The following is a 16,211-nucleotide window of genomic DNA, read 5'->3' as shown; positions in this document are numbered from 1 at the left end:
GAAGCAGGACCCGGAATTAGTTTCAATCAGGCTTCGACTATGGCAGCCCGCGAGCGGGCGCTACGAAACTGAAAACTGAAATCGACGTGTGCTTTGAGCGCGTAAATCCATTACTATCGCTACTTTATTGGTGAGCGACTTTAACCAGATTTTCGGAGTCGGCTCTTGTCCATCTGGGACAAAATCCCATCAACAGCGCCATTTTGCGCACCGGATAAAGGATAGGCTGGAACTCCGATTTGGTAAGTATAAGTAGAATTAAGGATTTAGGCAAAAAAATTCCACTGAGTGCTGCGGTCACGGAAATCATAGGTGAGGACAGCCAGGGTCAGCGTATTGACAATTTTTTGATCAAACGCCTGAAAAATGTGCCCAAAAGTCATATCTACCAGCTCTTGCGCAGCGGGCAGGTGCGGCTCAACAGTAAGCGCATTGGCCCCCAGTACCATCTGCAATCGGGCGATGCCGTAAGAATTCCCCCGATTAGAATGGTGGAAAGCAGTGTTTCGCTGAGGAAGAAGCTCCCCGCAAGTGGGTTTATCCGCTTCAATGTTCTATTTGAGGATGAAGCGCTTGTCGTCGTCGACAAACCGCCGGGGGTGGCGGTCCACGGTGGTAGCGGCGTGAGTTTTGGGGTCATTGAACAATTGCGTGCCCAACATCCGGAATGGAAGTTTCTGGAGCTCGTCCATCGCCTTGACAGGGAAACCTCCGGTGTCTTGCTGCTGGCGAAGAGCCGCGCCGCGCTGGTTGAGTTGCACCGGCAGCTACGGGCGGGAACAATGGTAAAACGATACCTGGCGCTGGTGAAGGGGAAATGGCGCAATCCGAAACAGAATGTCACATTGGCTCTCACCAAGTATCTCACCCCCACAGGTGAGAGACGGGTGGCAGTGATAGAGGGTGCGGGCGAAGACGGGATGCGGGCTCACACTGTTTTCACCCTGAAGAAGTCTTGGCAAAACTTCAGCCTGCTGGAGGCGGAACTAAAAACTGGCCGTACCCATCAAATTCGCGTACATCTTGCCCACCTTGGGTTTCCTATTGCGGGGGACGACAAGTACGGGGATTTTGCCCTAAACAAAGAGCTTGCCAGAAGAGGTTTAGAACCCTGTCTTGCGCGTATGTTTTTGCATGCTCTCACGGTTGAACTGATCCATCCTTTAACAGGCAAGAGGCTCCATCTGGAAGCGCCGTTAGCGGATGAGCTGCAGCAATTCCTGCTTGGGCTGAATTCAAATTGACCAACATCGCTATCCAGTAAACCGACTGACTGGCTGGAAGATATTGATGTTGATCTTTGGATCCCCTGTTCAGTCGTTCCAGCTGAACTCATCAATGCAGTATTAATTGATGTGAGAAAATGAAAACGAAGGGCATGACGCCTTATTCCGGCAAGGCTGGGTTTAGCAGTAAAGTCTGATGCCTTATTTTACTTGAAGGATTGAATACTCATGGCTGATTCGGAAAACCGGACTGACGGATGGGAGAAGGAGGTACTTGAAAAGCTGGCGCTCGCGTCGTTGCATGAGCATCGCCGAGCCCGTCAGTGGGGTATATTTTTCAAATCTCTCACTTTCATCTATTTGTTTATTCTTTTGTTTCTTGCCACGGACTTGTTTACCGGGGATGAAATGTCGAGGGTTCGCAAGCATACTGCCTTGGTCGAGTTGCGCGGCGTGATTTCCCCCGATAGCGTGAGCAGCGCGGATAACGTTAATGCTGGGTTGCAGGAGGCGTTCAAAGATGCGAAGACCCAGGGCGTCATTCTGCGCATCAATAGCCCCGGCGGCAGTCCGGTGCAGGCCGGCTACATCAATGATGAGATCCGCCGTCTTCGTGCCGAGTATCCGCAAATTCCGCTTTATGCCGTCATCGAGGATGTATGCGCCTCAGGGGGCTATTACGTTGCATCCGCTGCCGACAAGATTTACGTGGACAAGGCCAGTGTGGTCGGTTCTATCGGCGTGCTGATGAACGGATTCGGTTTTACGGGAGCAATGGAGAAGCTTGGTGTCGAGCGGCGATTGATCACGGCGGGGGAGAACAAGGCCTTCCTCGATCCTTTTTCACCGCTCAATACGCAACAGGAGAAATATGCCCGGGAAATGCTGAGCGATATTCATGGCCAGTTCATTCAGGTTGTGCAGCAAGGAAGAGGCAAGCGATTGAAAGAAACGCCAGACATGTTCACCGGCATGGTCTGGACAGGTCAGAAAAGTATCGAACTCGGGCTTGCTGACGCGATGGGTAGCGCGGAGTATGTTGCGCGGGAAATCATCAAGGCTGAGCACATCGTCGACTACACGACCCGGGAAGGATTCGCTGAGCGCTTCGCGCGCCGTTTCGGTGCCGTGACCGCGGAAACATTGATTAGCGCGGGCTTGGGATGGGGAGTACGATAGGCGTGAGTTTTTCACCAGGTAGAGATGCGGGCGTAGCTGGGGCCGATGGAGTTCATGCACATGAAGAATGGTTTGGACCAATCCCGGTGCGTGGTAACTAGCTGTGCCGAGACGTTCCCGCTTTTCATGCGCAGGCTGAACGTTAATGTTCTAAACCGCGCCCGAGGATCATCTGGGAGTGTCAGCATTAGCCATGTAGTAAAAAAACGGTGGGCTGATTGCTGAGATTGGGCAATGCATGTTTCCATTCTTTAATTGTTCTCGTTGAAATGAATTCTTCCGCCAGGGTAAGATTGGACGCGATGCAGAGTAGAGTGCCCCCCAGACAGGCGAGTACGATGGACTCCAGCAATTTCTGGTTGCGGTATGGCGTTTCAATGAATATCTGCGTCTGATCGCGCGCGATCGATTCCTTTTCCAGTTGAACCAGCTTTTTCGTACGCCGGTCAGGTTCCACGGGCAGGTAGCCGTGAAATACGAACTGTTGACCAGTCAATCCCGAGGCCATCAGTGCCAGCAATATGGAAGACGGCCCTACCAACGGTACCACACGAATATTTTTTTGATGAGCAAGGCGCACTAGCCCTGTCCCGGGGTCCGCTATCGCGGGACAGCCGGCTTCCGACAACACTCCAGTGTCGTGTCCTGAGAGTACCGGTGCAAGCAGCTTTTCAAACTCTGCCGGGCGAGTATGCTCATCCAAAACCTCCATACTGATTTGTTGTATAGGCAAGGCACAACCAACTTGTTTCAAAAATTGCCGGGCGGTTTTCGGATGCTCGACAATAAAATGGCTCAGCCCTGCGATGCATTGCCGGACGGCGGAGGGAATTGTCCACGCGATATCACCCAGACCAAGCGGGGCAGGGATGAGATAAAGTGTTCCGGGGTTCACACTACCTCAATACCCTCATTTGCCAGCATGTCTACAAGCGCAACAAGCGGTAGACCGATCAGTGCGCTGGGATCGTCGCTTACGATGCGCTCGATTAACGCAATACCTAATCCTTCAGCTTTGGCGCTTCCGGCGCAGTGGTACGGCTGTTCTCTATCCAGATAATTATTAATCTGCCGGTCGTTCAACTGACGGAATTTCACGTGGCTCGGGACAAGTCGCGTCTGAATGCCGTTGGTCCGGCTGTTAAGCAAACTCAACGCGGTGTAAAACACGAGTTCTTTTCCGCGAACGAGCTGCAGTTGTCTGGTTGCGTTCGCTCGGTTCAGCGGTTTGCCGAGCTGGATGCCTTCCAGTACCGCTACTTGATCCGCGCCGATGATTAATGCGCCGGGATGAGTATTAGCGACTGCGCGGCTCTTCGCGACCGCCAGACGCACGGCGGCGTCATCGGGGCGCTCACCCGCCAGTGGCGTTTCTTCTACATCCGGACTGCAGATTTCGAACGGAATCTGCAGGCGTTGAAGCAGTTCGCGTCGATAAATCGAACTGGAACCCAAAACAAGCTGCTGAGCGATCTGGTGTGTTTTCAAGGCTTGTTATTGGAGGTTTTGACACTCGAGAGCAAAAAATATATTATGCTCCACGTATACATGCCTAAGAAAATTTCTAATATCGAATGAACCCGTTCATCAATTGTATCTCATAAATATAAATTAACGGGTCGTTTGTCATCACTTTGAAAAGTTAGGAAAATTAAAGTTCGACAGTTGCTGTGCAGGCAGCTGCCGAGCCTTGATGGATAAGGTTTCACCTTTATGCCGCTCATCATAGACGCTCTAGATTTTGCCCGTCATGCGGGAGCGCATCATGGTAAAATCGCACTTTCCGAGTTTGAGCGGCTGCATGATTACTTGGCCGCTAATAGCGGAGAGTTGCAGTACGCGGTTACCGGCGCATTGGATAAAGATGCCAGGCCAGCCTTGCAAATCACCGTGCGAGGGGCAATAACCCTTCGGTGTCAGCGCTGTCTGGGCGAACTCGAGCACAAGCTCGATTTGAGCACGGTGCTGCGGCTGGCAAAAAATGAACATGAGCTCGCGCGGCTTGATGACCATGAATCGGTGGAATGCATTCTGGCAGCGCGCGACACGGATGTTCTGATGCTGATCGAAGACGAAATACTTCTGAGTCTGCCGAGTTCCCCCCGCCACAACGAGGGCGAGTGCTCGATCGCTGGCCTGGAAGGCAGGGGTATAGCACGCGAAAAGCCGCTCGCCGCATTGGCGGGACTGAAAAAATTGCATTGAATCTTTTAAGGAGTTCGTATGGCAGTCCAACAAAACAAAAAATCTCCGTCCAAGCGGGGCATGCATCGCTCGCATGATTTTTTGACCAGTTCACCGCTAACGGTAGACACCGGTACGGGTGAAGTACATTTGCGCCATCACGTCAGCCCCAACGGTTACTACCGTGGCAAGAAGGTTGTCAAAACAAAAGAAGATTAATTATTTCGCCCCATCGTTCTGAGGATAAGCTATCCCTGCCTTGAGGGCGTTCAAAATTGGACATTACCGTAGCCGTAGATTGCATGGGCGGCGATCATGGCCCCCATGTGACGGTTCCTGCAGTCGTCGAGTATCTCCGTCGTAATCCCGGAACCCAGATTGTTCTGGTAGGGTTGCCCGATGTTATCGAGTCAGAATTGCGCGCCCTGAAGGCTGCGCAGAATCCCCGATTGAGAATTCACCCCGCAAGCGAGGTGGTCGGCATGGACGAGTCGCCGGCGCTCGCGTTACGCGGCAAAAAGAATTCGTCGATGCGAGTTGCGCTTGATCTGGTCAAGAACGGCGTGGCACAGGCATGTGTCAGTGCAGGCAATACCGGCGCACTGATCGCGACCTCGCGGTTTGTTCTGAAAACCCTTCCGGGCATAGACCGCCCTGCCCTGGCAGTGGTGCTGCCGACGATGAGAGGGCATACCTATGTCCTCGACCTTGGCGCTAATGTCGACTGTAGCGCTGAGCACTTGCTTCAATTCGGAGTAATGGGCGCTACGTTGGTTGCGACCGTCGAGAACAAGGACAGACCCAGTATCGGCTTGCTTAATATAGGCGAGGAAGAGATCAAAGGCAACGAAGTGGTGAAGCAGGCGGCGGAACTGCTGCGTGACAGCGGCCTGAATTTTTACGGCAACATCGAAGGTAACGATATTTATAAGGGAACGACGGACGTGGTTGTGTGTGACGGGTTTGTGGGTAATGTGGCATTGAAGACGTCGGAGGGCGTCGCGCAAATGCTTTCCACCTACCTCCGCGAGGAGTTCAAACGCAACCTCCTGACAAAATTCGCGGGGCTCGTCGCACTGCCGGTCATCAAGGCATTCAAACGTCGCGTGGATCACCGCCGTTACAATGGCGCCAGCCTGCTGGGGCTCCGCGGCATCGTCATTAAGAGTCACGGCTCGGCTGATAGTCATGCATTTCGTTTTGCCATCGCACGAGCGGTGGAAGAGGTTCGCGGCGGGATGCTGGGCCGCATGAGTGAAGGCGTGGCGCAGTTGCCGGATCACCTGAAAAATCCACCATCGACTTCTGGATCGTTGTCCGCAGCGAGTCCGATATGAGGTACTCAAGAGTCATCGGGACAGGTAGCTATTTACCGGAGAAGATCCTTACCAACCAGGATCTCGAGCGCATGGTAGATACGAGCGATGAGTGGATTCGGACTCGTACTGGAATTGCACAGAGACACATCGCAGCAGACGATGAAATGGCAAGCGATCTGGCGCTCAAAGCCAGCCGCGAGGCGATAAAAGCGGCAGGAATCGGCGCCGAAGAAATCGACCTGATCATCGTGGCCACCACGACACCCGATGTAATTTTTCCAAGTACCGCATGCATTCTGCAGGATAAACTGGGTGCGGGAAGCTGCGCGGCATTTGACGTGCAAGCGGTTTGTAGCGGTTTTATTTATGCGCTTGCCACAGCCGATATGTTTATACGGGCAGGAAAATCTCGTACGGCCCTCGTGGTCGGCACGGAAATCTACTCGCGCATCCTTGACTGGAGCGACCGCAGCACCTGTGTGCTGTTCGGAGATGGCGCGGGAGCCGTTGTGCTGACACAAAGCGATAGTCCCGGAATCATTTCCAGCCATTTGCATGCTGATGGCAGCCACAGCAGTATACTTTCTGCACCCGGGAGTATATGCGGGGGTAAGATTCGGGGCACGCCTTTCGTTATGATGGAAGGAAATACAGTTTTCAAATTCGCGATAAAAGTGCTTGAAGAGGTAGTGCAGGAAGCCCTTGCAGAAAACAATCTACAAGTGACCGATATTGATTGGCTGATTCCTCATCAGGCCAATATCCGCATTATCATTTCCACGGCAAAAAAATTGGGCATACCGATGGAAAGGGTGGTCGCTACTTTGGAGAAGCAGGGCAATACTTCGGCTGCCTCGATTCCGCTCGCACTTGATATCGCCGTACGGGACGGAAGAATCAGACCCGGGCAGCGCGTACTTCTCGAGGGCGTAGGGGGCGGTTTTACCTGGGGAGCTGTTTTGATGATTTGGTAAGAAACACTCACGCCAGACCGCTAGTGGGTATTAGATCCGGCATTCGCTGTTATAAAGCTTGCAAATGCCTCCGTCGATAGGCATTTCCTTGAAATCATTCGCGTTAGCGGTGCCGCACGCCTCTCTATCCTCGGGGTTGAAGCCTCAGTTGTGCTAATCACCAAAGGTTCGTCTCGCTTAATATGCTGACATCAACCGAACATCCGAAATTCGCATGTGTTTTTCCTGGTCAAGGATCGCAATCGCTGGGCATGATGACGGGGTATGGCGATTTTCCCATCGTACGCCAAACGTTCATGGAAGGGTCTGACGTTCTTGGCGAGGATTTCTGGGCGTTGGTGAATAATGGGCCCGCAGATAGACTCAACCAGACGATTAATACTCAACCACTGATGCTGATCGCCGGCATTGCAGTATATCGCGCCTGGCAAAGCCTCGGCGCCCCACAGCCCGCGTTGCTGGCCGGTCACAGTTTGGGCGAATATAGCGCATTGGTGGCCTCCGGTGCGATGGATTTCGCCGATGCGCTGCCATTAGTGCGTTTCCGCGCACAGATAATGCAACAAGCGGTGCCGGAAGACGTGGGGGCGATGGCGGCGATCCTGGGCTTGGACGACGAGGTGGCGAAGGCCGTGTGCGAGGAGATCACGAATTCTTCCAACGGCGAGTTATTGGAACCGGCAAACTTCAATTCGCCTGGTCAGGTAGTGGTTGCCGGCCACAAGGGCGCGGTTCTGCGAGGCATGGAGCTGGCTCAATCCAGAGGCGCAAAACGCACAATAATGTTGCCAATGAGCATTCCCTCGCATTGCTCCCTGATGGGGGCGGTCGCGGCGAAAATGCAACAGCAGCTCGAGTTCGTAGCCTTAAGAACGCCGCAGGTGCCGTTGTTGCATAATGTAGACGTGCTGTCGCACGAAAACCCCCTGGATATAAAAAACGCCTTGATCAAGCAACTGTTCAGTCCGGTGCGCTGGACAGAGACCATTCGTTCTTTAGCCGCCGCTGGCGTTGGATACGTAGTCGAATGCGGGCCGGGCAAGGTGCTGTCCGGATTAAATAAGCGTATACACTCAAATTTGCAGAGCTTGGCGCTGGCGGACAGTGCGGCGCTTCGGCAGGCTGCTGACATATTGATATAGTTGGGCGTTTGTGTAATTTTCGTGCACGGGCGGTTTTTATTCATCCTAATTGAAGGTACTGGAGAGTAATGCTTGAAAATCAAATAGCGTTTGTAACCGGGGCCAGCCGGGGCATCGGGCACGCCATTGCACTCGAATTGGGCAGAAGAGGCGCCACCGTAATCGGCACAGCCACCACGGAAGAGGGTGCGCAATTCATTGGTAAGTACCTGAAGGAAGCCGGCGTCAACGGCACCGGAGCGACGCTGAACGTGAATAATGCCGTTCAGATGGACTCCGTTCTCAAGGTGGTAAACGAGGAATTCGGGGATATTGCAATATTGGTGAACAATGCGGGCATTACCCGCGACAACTTGCTGCTTCGGATGAAGGATGAGGAATGGGACGAGATTTTGGAGACTGATCTGAAATCGGTGTTTCGTCTGAGCCGCGCCGTACTGAGGGCAATGATGAGGTCCCGTTATGGCCGCATCATCAATATTTCCTCGGTCGTAGGCGCGACCGGTAACATTGGACAAAGCAATTACGCCGCTGCCAAAGCGGGCCTCTTTGGCTTCAGCAAGTCGTTGGCGCGCGAGGTGGGAAGTCGCAACATCACGGTTAATTGCATAGCACCGGGTTTCATAGCAACCGACATGACCCGCTCCCTTACTGAAAAACAGCAGGAATATCTTATGCAGCAGATACCGCTGGGCAGGTTGGGACACGCCGAGGATGTGGCTTCAGCGGTTGCGTTTATCGCTTCTCCGGGGGCGGCATATATCACCGGGGCCACGCTTCACGTCAACGGCGGCATGTTCATGGATTGAGAGACTTCCCCTTCATACCTTACATTAACGAGCACTCGCGCTAGCGCATCCCATGAGCCGGGAGGCTTTTTGTTCTCGGCGGGTGTTGCGATTTTATTAATATGGAAAACTTGCTAGAATAGCGGCGTTTTTCTTACCGGAGAAGAGGTAACTAGATGGAAAATGTAGAACAGCGTATAAAAAAAATTGTGGCTGAGCAGCTAGGCGTGAATGAAGCCGACGTCAAGAGCGAGTCTTCTTTCGTGGATGACCTGGGTGCGGATTCGCTTGATACCGTCGAATTGGTCATGGCCTTGGAAGAAGAATTTGAATGTGAAATTCCCGACGAACAAGCGGAGAAAATAAATACCGTTCAACAAGCCATAGATTACATCAACGCTCACACCAACTAATACTACTTGCTTCCCGCATATCGAAATCGGAGTCAACTTGTCCAAACGTAGGGTGGTTATCACCGGGATGGGCATCGTATCGCCCGTGGGTAACGCCGTCCCGGATGCATGGGCCAATATTCTTTCTGGAAAATCGGGTGTAGCGCAAATTACGCGGTTTGACGCTTCCTCATTTGCTTCCCAAATAGCGGGGGAAGTGAAAGATTTCGATGTTACCGATTATCTCTCCGTAAAAGACGCGCGTCGAATGGACGTCTTTATACATTACGGCATGGCTGCGGCGATCCAGGCGGTTAAAGAAGCTGGCATCGCGGACGCTGGGCTTGATGCCGAGCGGATCGGCGTCAATATCGGTTCTGGCATCGGCGGGTTGTCGATGATTGAAGGTACGCACGACGCATATCACGCCGGCGGTCCGCGCAAAATTTCGCCATTCTTCATTCCCAGCACGATTATCAATATGATTGCTGGGAATTTATCCATCATGTTTGGTTTTAAGGGGCCGAATCTCGCCATCGTAACTGCCTGTACCACGGCCACCCATTGCGTCGGCGATTCGGCTCGCATGATCGAATATGGCGACGCGGATGTGATGGTCGCCGGTGGCGCGGAGTCATGCGTTACGCCGCTCGCCATTGGCGGTTTTGCCGCGGCACGTGCATTGTCCACTCGCAACGATGATCCTGTGACGGCAAGTCGTCCCTGGGACCAGGACCGTGATGGCTTCGTTCTGGGTGAAGGCGCCGGCGTTCTCGTTCTGGAAGAAATGGAACACGCAAAACGCCGCGGGGCGACGATTTATGCTGAACTAGCCGGCTTTGGCATGAGCGCGGATGCTTATCACATGACTGCACCGTGCGAAGATGGGGAGGGCGCTGCACGTTGCATGATCAATGCTTTGAAGATCGCTGGGATACCTGCGACCGAAGTGGACTACATTAATGCTCATGGAACGTCGACGCCGCTGGGGGATATTGCGGAAACGGTTGCGGTGAAACGCTGCTTTGGCGAGCATGCAAAAAAACTGGTGGTGAACTCTACAAAATCAATGACCGGTCATTTGCTGGGGGCCGCAGGTGGAGTGGAGGCGATATTTTCCGCTCTTGCTGTATATCATCAGATTTCACCTCCGACCATCAACATCTTCCACCAGGATCCCCTTTGTGACCTGGATTATGTGGCAAATAACGCCCGAAAAATGAAAATTGATGTGGCGATGTCGAACTCGTTTGGTTTCGGCGGCACAAACGGGACGCTGATTTTTCGTAAAGTCTGATCGTTTATCGCTGGAGCTCCTGAATCACCGGCGCGACCGATGGTCGTATCCCCCGGGCCTCGGTAAGCCGAATGGGAATCGCCTGACTGTAGCGGATAGTAAGATGTATAGCGGCAAGGCCGGTTCCTGATCGGAATCGGGCGCCAGAAGTGCGGCGGGCCGCCCGGGGACTGTCCAAATACTTCTCTCGCCCGCCCCCTGGGGCTGCTTCAGGTGGAGCGTCTTCCCTAGGTATCTTTCAGACGCAGCTCGGCATCGTGCCGTTCCCCGGGTTTTTCCCCCCAACATTCGCTTGCCTCTATTTTTGTTATCTGTACTGGCGGCGCGCGGAAAAGAAGGCGCGCTACCTAAACGGGACGGGATAAAATTGGCTTGCCCATGTGTACACTAAAACGCCTGATCATCTTCCTGCTGGCGGGGGGGTTGCTCGCTGCCGGATGGATTACCTATCAGCTCAACGCTCCCGTTCAGCTGCCAGTTGTCCCCTACGAATTTTCCATCAAGCAGGGCAGTAGCTTGACCAGCGTTGCAAATCAATTAACGGACGCGGGAGTGCTGGATGACGCGCGCCTTTTCATTCTGTTATCGCGGATGAAAGGGCTGGCATCCTCTGTTAAGGCGGGTGACTACGAGTTTGCCGAGCCCATTACACCGCTCGAGCTGCTGAATCGGATCACCAAGGGTGATATCAGCCAGAGCGAGATAAAATTTATAGAAGGCTGGACCTTTTCCCAGCTTCGGCAGACGCTGGATGAGCACCCAGCGCTACGGCATGATACGGTCAATCTGAGTAGCAGCGAAATTCTCCAGCTGATCGGCGCTACCGAAACAGCAGCAGAAGGTTTATTTTTCCCGGACACCTATTTTTTTGCCCGGGGTAGTAGCGATACCGCAATTTTGAAGCGAGCGTATAAGGTGATGCGAAATCATCTCAATACCGCATGGGGCGAACGGGAGCCTGATCTGCCGCTGAAAAACCCGTACCAGGCTTTGATACTTGCTTCGATCGTTGAAAAGGAAACCGGCAGAGAGAACGACCGTGGAATGGTGGCGGCAGTATTCGTTAATCGGTTGCGGTTCAACATGCTGCTGCAAACTGATCCCACGGTTATTTATGGCATGGGCGACAGATTTGATGGAAACCTGCGTAAGAAAGATCTTCTAACTGATCAGGCATACAACACCTATACGCGTCGTGGTCTGCCCCCCACTCCGATTGCGCTGCCGGGTTTGGCCTCCATCCAGGCCGCGCTCAATCCTGCGAAGACGGACGCGCTCTATTTTGTTGCAAGGGGAAATGGTCAATCTCATTTTTCCAACAATTTAGCGGATCACAATCGCGCAGTATCGAAGTATCAAAAAGTACCCAATGCGCCACCAAAGGCGGCACGGTGAAAAGTTTCATATTCATTGGGGATATTGCGAATCACGTTGCGTAAGTAAGGCGCGAAGCCGCAGCCGCACGTGTTGACGATTGTTTGTATGCTTACTTAGTGAAAGTATGAATTGAACATTCCCTCCATCAAAAGTAAAATAGGGCCTTATTGATAATAAACAAAAAAAGAACAGGCCAGAGGGGTCTCCTTTTTCACTCATGCCGGGAAGAGTCGGCCATCCCCATCTTTTTTTCATCATCCCGCCAATTTTTAGTTAATTCCATCGGAATAAATAAATGAGCCATACGTTATATGAAGCTGCCGTCGTGCGCGTGCAGCGCTGTGAATTAGCTGTTCCCGGTTCAAACCCGGGCATGTTTGAAAAGGCGATGAAAAGCGGCGCAGACTTTGTCTTTCTTGATCTTGAGGATGCGGTTGCTCCGGACGACAAACTTTCGGCACGCCGGAATGTTATTCAAGCCCTCAACGACCTGGACTGGAGAGCTCACGGTGTAACCATCTCGGTGCGCATAAACGGCCTGGATACGCAATTCATGGTACGTGACGTGGTGGATCTGGTTGAGCAGGCGGGCGACCGGATCGATACCTTGTTGATTCCGAAAGTCGGCGTTTACGCGGATGTATATATGGTAGAGGCCATGCTCAGTCAGTTGGAGATGCAGCAAGGACTCAAGAACCGGATAGGTATCGAGGCATTGATCGAGACCGCCCTGGGGATGGCGAATGTAGAAGATATCGCGCGCAGTGGCGCACGTGGTCGCCTGGAAGCGCTGCATTTTGGCGTGGCTGACTACGCCGCGAGCAACCGTGCCCGAACAACGAATATCGGCGGCCTCAACCCCGACTATCCTGGGGATCAATGGCATCATGCCATCAGCCGCATGACGGTGGCGTGCCGGGCATATGGATTGCGCCCCATTGATGGCCCGTTTGGGGATATCAAAGATCCAGAGGGCTATAAGCTGGCAGCCAAAAGGGCCGCGGCCCTGGGTTGTGAGGGAAAATGGGCTATACATCCCTCGCAGATTTCCCTTGCCAACGAGGTTTTTTCACCGCCCGCCGCCGAGGTCGAAAAGGCGCAGCGCATTCTGGCTGCGTTAAAGGAAGCAGCCGCTCAGGGTAAAGGCGCAGCTGCGCTGGATGGCCGTCTGATCGATGCTGCTTCTGCACGGATGGCAAATAATGTGGTGGAGATGGCGGAGGCGATCGCCGCCAGAGGCTGATGCCATATCTAGAGCCGCTTTTTAAGCGGCTTTTCTTTTTATCTCATCAACGACCGGAGTCAGTCCGTTATTGAGAAGGCCGGAGGAGCACTAAGTCTTTGCTCGGGATCAGTTGCGCCCCCCGGGGTTGGACATTCGTTTCATTATTGATATCTACGACGAATAAGGTGATGCATTGGATATTCACGAGTATCAGGCAAAAGAGATTTTGACGAAATATGGCGTTAAGATCGCGGAAGGAGGACTGGCTTACAGTCCCGAGGAAAGCGTGCAGCGGGCGCGGGAAATCGACGGAAATGTCTGGGTGGTAAAAGCGCAAATTCATTCCGGATCGCGCGGTAAAGCCGGTGGCATCAAGGTATGTAAGTCGCATGATGAGATAAAGGCGGCTGCAGAAGAATTGATCGGAAAAAATCTGGTTACACGCCAAACAGGGCCAATGGGCAAGGTTTGTTCACGCGCGTATGTGGAAGCCGGGACGCAAATCGCGAAAGAAATGTATCTCTGTTTTCTAATTGATCGCAGCTCCGAACGCATAGTCATGGTGGGATCTTCCGAGGGTGGTATGGAAATCGAGGAATTGGCCCAAACAAATCCGGATGCAATCAAAAAGATTTTTGTTGAACCCGCCGTCGGCCTCCAGGACTTCCAGGCAAGGGAGATGGCTTTTTCCTTGGGGTTGGAATCGACACAATTGAGTCATGCGGTTAAAACCATCCGAGGCTGTTACCGTGCCATGCGTGATTTTGATGCGAATATGCTGGAAATTAACCCGCTGGTGGTCACCGCGACCGGCGAGCTCATCGCGCTTGATGCAAAAATGAGCTTTGATGACAACGCCTTGTTCCGGCGCCATGAAATCGCCGAGTTGCGGGATAAAACCCAAGGGGATCCGAGGGAAGTCGCTGCTGCTGACCACGGCTTGAGCTACATTGGCCTGAACGGTGACATCGGTTGCATGATCAATGGTGCCGGTTTAGCCATGGCAACCATGGATATGATTAAACTGGCAGGCGGCGAACCAGCGAACTTTCTGGATGTTGGAGGCGGTGCGTCTGCGGAGCGTACGGAGAAAGCATTTCGCCTGGTTTTGGCTGATAAGGGCGTCAAAGCGATGCTGGTCAATATATTTGCGGGGATAAACCGTTGTGACTGGATCGCCGAAGGCGTCGTGCATGCGGTGAAAAATATCGAGATGAAGGTGCCGCTGGTGGTGCGGTTGTCGGGCACAAACGTTGCGGAGGGTCAGCGCATCATTGCGGAAAGCGGACTGCCGATCATTACGGCGGGAACATTGGCCGAAGCGGCCGAGAAAGTGGTTCAGGCTCGTAACGAAGTGGTTGCGAAAGAGCGCGAAGGAAAATAGATGGCAATCTTAATTGACGAGAGTACACGTATCGTTGTTCAGGGTTTTACCGGTAAAACCGGAACTTTTCATGCGCAGGACATGATTAGCTACGGTTCGAACGTGGTCGCTGGTGTGACTCCTGGCAAGGGGGGCCAGCGGCACTTAGGCTTGCCCGTATTCAATACTGTTAAAGAGGCCGTGGAGCAAGTCGGCGCAGACGCGAGCATTGTATTCGTGCCTCCTGCTTTTGCGGCGGACTCAATTATGGAAGCCGCTGACGCCGGCATCAAATATTGTGTCGCGATTACCGATGGTATTCCAACCCAGGACATGATGACGGTTAAGAACTTTTTACGCCGGTTCCCCATCGAAAGGAGAATGGTCCTGACGGGCCCAAACTGCGCCGGTACGATTAGCCCAGGGCGGGCAATGCTCGGGATCATGCCTGGCCATATCTACCTTCGGGGTGAGGTCGGAATTGTTGGCCGCTCTGGAACCCTGGGATACGAGGCCGCCGACCAAATGAGGACACTGGGCATCGGAATCTCGACTTCAGTCGGCATCGGTGGGGATCCCATTATAGGCAGTTCGCACCGTGATATCCTGGAGAGGTTCGAAGCCGATCCGGAGACCAAGGTAGTGGTTATGATCGGGGAGATCGGAGGCCCGCAGGAAGTAGAAGCCGGCATTTTTGCCAACGAGCATATGACCAAGCCGGTGGTCGCGTATATTGCTGGTTTGACCGCACCGGAAGGCCGCCGTATGGGTCACGCGGGCGCGATTATCTCGTCCGCTGGTGAAAGTGCGGCGGAAAAGGTCGCCGCGTTAAGAGATCTAGGCGTAACGATCTCCCCGACGCCTTCCGCCATTGGAGACACAGTTGCGGCAGTATTAGCCCGGATGTAGAGTACTTGGAGGGTGATGTCCCGAGTTGCTTGTCAGGTGCGCTTTTAACGCGGGGGCTTGAGTATGGCATTTGGCTGGATGACTGCATTAAAAATAATTCCATGGGGAAGCGTACTGGAATCCGCGCCGCATATTGTCAGGGCAGCGAAGCAGCTTTTTTCTGCCGTAAAGACGGATAGCAGCGGATTTTCGGCAGAGCCGAGCCCGTTCGGGGACGAAGGGACGCTCAGCCTGGACAAGCTGAATAAGCGTACACGACTTATCGAGGCAAAGATCGTTGAACTGAGCAATGAGCAAAAATCATCGGCCGCGTTAATCAAGTCGCTTGCTGAGCAAAATGCGCTTATCGTCGATGCTATCGATGTTTTTCGAGTTCGAGTAAGGATATTGCTTATCGTCTGTGTTTTGTTGATTGCCATTCTGTGTGGTCTTATATTATGGCTGGCGATGAATAAGTAACAGCAACGTGTCGCGACCCATCGGTGCGCGCGCTTGGAAGAGTTTAGCGCCTCTTCTATAGAGAACAACGGGTTGTTTATTTCCCGCTGTAATTTTCTTGACACAATAAGGTATGGGAGTTAGGCTATGCGGCGTTCTAGAGTAGCCTGGGATTGCCCTGGGGATTTATCGGATAAGACCGGATATTGAAATAGGGATGACGTGCGGGCGGTGTCCTATAAGCAGCAATAAGGGCAGTAATAAGACACGCGGTCGGCAAGTTAGTTTTGATATCTGAATAAAAAATTACTACGGAAGATAGGAGAGAAGAGATGGCATTTAAGCCTTGGCTGAGGGTGGTTACGCTGGCATGTGGCGCGCTGTTGAGCGCGAGCGCA

Annotated in this window: 18 protein-coding genes; 15 read left to right on the top strand and 3 right to left on the bottom strand. The window is 53.0% G+C overall.

Annotation, left to right across the window (positions count from 1 at the left end):
- Nucleotides 1-239: 239 nt before the first annotated feature.
- Together BM022_RS12305 and BM022_RS12300 are read left to right on the top strand one after the other, a co-directional pair.
- Nucleotides 240-1,244 (top strand): RluA family pseudouridine synthase, encoded by a 1,005-nt coding sequence (locus BM022_RS12305; RefSeq protein WP_091139696.1) that lies wholly within the window; start codon nucleotides 240-242, stop codon nucleotides 1,242-1,244.
- Nucleotides 1,245-1,454: 210 nt separating this feature from the next.
- Nucleotides 1,455-2,405: a S49 family peptidase gene (locus BM022_RS12300; RefSeq protein WP_091139694.1), complete on the top strand. Its 951-nt coding sequence runs from the start codon at nucleotides 1,455-1,457 to the stop codon at nucleotides 2,403-2,405.
- Nucleotides 2,406-2,592: 187 nt separating this feature from the next.
- On the opposite strand, the gene BM022_RS12295 is transcribed toward BM022_RS12300, so the two are convergent.
- Together BM022_RS12295 and BM022_RS12290 are read right to left on the bottom strand one after the other, a co-directional pair.
- The gene (locus tag BM022_RS12295; RefSeq protein WP_091139692.1) at nucleotides 2,593-3,300 is read right to left on the bottom strand and encodes an SAM-dependent methyltransferase; all 708 of its coding nucleotides are present in this window, start codon (nucleotides 3,298-3,300) and stop codon (nucleotides 2,593-2,595) included.
- Nucleotides 3,297-3,893 carry a Maf family protein gene (locus BM022_RS12290; RefSeq protein ID WP_177191716.1) on the bottom strand — a complete coding sequence of 199 codons (597 nt, stop codon included), beginning with the start codon at nucleotides 3,891-3,893 and terminating at the stop codon, nucleotides 3,297-3,299. Before BM022_RS12290 ends, BM022_RS12295 begins: the two co-directional genes overlap by 4 nt.
- 225 nt (nucleotides 3,894-4,118) lie before the next feature.
- On the opposite strand from BM022_RS12290, the gene BM022_RS12285 reads away from it, so the two are divergent.
- From BM022_RS12285 to BM022_RS12225, 13 genes are all read left to right on the top strand, one after another.
- Complete coding sequence (locus BM022_RS12285; protein ID WP_091139691.1) at nucleotides 4,119-4,610, top strand: YceD family protein; 492 nt, start codon at nucleotides 4,119-4,121, stop codon at nucleotides 4,608-4,610.
- Between the two features lie 18 nt (nucleotides 4,611-4,628).
- Nucleotides 4,629-4,808, top strand: a complete 180-nt coding sequence (rpmF, locus tag BM022_RS12280; RefSeq protein ID WP_091139689.1) for a 50S ribosomal protein L32 — start codon at nucleotides 4,629-4,631, stop codon at nucleotides 4,806-4,808.
- 56 nt (nucleotides 4,809-4,864) lie between these two features.
- A complete protein-coding gene (plsX, locus tag BM022_RS12275) occupies nucleotides 4,865-5,926 on the top strand; it encodes a phosphate acyltransferase PlsX (protein ID WP_091139688.1) in 1,062 nt (353 codons plus the stop codon).
- Complete coding sequence (locus BM022_RS12270; RefSeq protein ID WP_091139687.1) at nucleotides 5,923-6,882, top strand: beta-ketoacyl-ACP synthase III; 960 nt, start codon at nucleotides 5,923-5,925, stop codon at nucleotides 6,880-6,882. Before plsX ends, BM022_RS12270 begins: the two co-directional genes overlap by 4 nt.
- A 182-nt stretch (nucleotides 6,883-7,064) precedes the next feature.
- Entirely contained in the window at nucleotides 7,065-8,024 is a 960-nt protein-coding gene (fabD, locus tag BM022_RS12265; protein WP_091139685.1) for an ACP S-malonyltransferase, read from the top strand.
- A 68-nt stretch (nucleotides 8,025-8,092) separates the two neighbouring features.
- Nucleotides 8,093-8,833: a 3-oxoacyl-ACP reductase FabG gene (gene fabG, locus BM022_RS12260; RefSeq protein ID WP_091139684.1), complete on the top strand. Its 741-nt coding sequence runs from the start codon at nucleotides 8,093-8,095 to the stop codon at nucleotides 8,831-8,833.
- Between the two features lie 155 nt (nucleotides 8,834-8,988).
- Nucleotides 8,989-9,225, top strand: a complete 237-nt coding sequence (gene acpP / locus BM022_RS12255; RefSeq protein ID WP_091139682.1) for an acyl carrier protein — start codon at nucleotides 8,989-8,991, stop codon at nucleotides 9,223-9,225.
- Between the two features lie 37 nt (nucleotides 9,226-9,262).
- The gene (fabF, locus tag BM022_RS12250; RefSeq protein ID WP_091139680.1) at nucleotides 9,263-10,501 is read left to right on the top strand and encodes a beta-ketoacyl-ACP synthase II; all 1,239 of its coding nucleotides are present in this window, start codon (nucleotides 9,263-9,265) and stop codon (nucleotides 10,499-10,501) included.
- 378 nt (nucleotides 10,502-10,879) lie between these two features.
- Nucleotides 10,880-11,896 carry an endolytic transglycosylase MltG gene (gene mltG / locus BM022_RS12245; RefSeq protein WP_091139679.1) on the top strand — a complete coding sequence of 339 codons (1,017 nt, stop codon included), beginning with the start codon at nucleotides 10,880-10,882 and terminating at the stop codon, nucleotides 11,894-11,896.
- 277 nt (nucleotides 11,897-12,173) lie between these two features.
- A complete protein-coding gene (locus tag BM022_RS12240) occupies nucleotides 12,174-13,121 on the top strand; it encodes an HpcH/HpaI aldolase/citrate lyase family protein (RefSeq protein ID WP_091139677.1) in 948 nt (315 codons plus the stop codon).
- 175 nt (nucleotides 13,122-13,296) lie between these two features.
- Nucleotides 13,297-14,487 carry a malate--CoA ligase subunit beta gene (locus tag BM022_RS12235; RefSeq protein WP_091139676.1) on the top strand — a complete coding sequence of 397 codons (1,191 nt, stop codon included), beginning with the start codon at nucleotides 13,297-13,299 and terminating at the stop codon, nucleotides 14,485-14,487.
- Nucleotides 14,488-15,375: a succinate--CoA ligase subunit alpha gene (gene sucD / locus BM022_RS12230; RefSeq protein ID WP_091139674.1), complete on the top strand. Its 888-nt coding sequence runs from the start codon at nucleotides 14,488-14,490 to the stop codon at nucleotides 15,373-15,375. It begins immediately after the preceding gene.
- Nucleotides 15,376-15,453: 78 nt separating this feature from the next.
- A complete protein-coding gene (locus BM022_RS12225; RefSeq protein WP_143079581.1) occupies nucleotides 15,454-15,834 on the top strand; it encodes a hypothetical protein in 381 nt (126 codons plus the stop codon).
- A 136-nt stretch (nucleotides 15,835-15,970) separates the two neighbouring features.
- On the opposite strand, the gene BM022_RS15775 is transcribed toward BM022_RS12225, so the two are convergent.
- A partial coding sequence (locus BM022_RS15775) for a hypothetical protein (protein ID WP_218146881.1) occupies nucleotides 15,971-16,211 on the bottom strand: 241 nt, incomplete at its 5' end.

It is taken from the genome of Nitrosospira sp. Nsp14 (assembly GCF_900113575.1).
Classification (GTDB): domain Bacteria; phylum Pseudomonadota; class Gammaproteobacteria; order Burkholderiales; family Nitrosomonadaceae; genus Nitrosospira.
The sequence above is the reverse complement of the archived record's forward strand: the minus strand, read 5'-3'. Positions and strand labels throughout refer to the sequence as shown.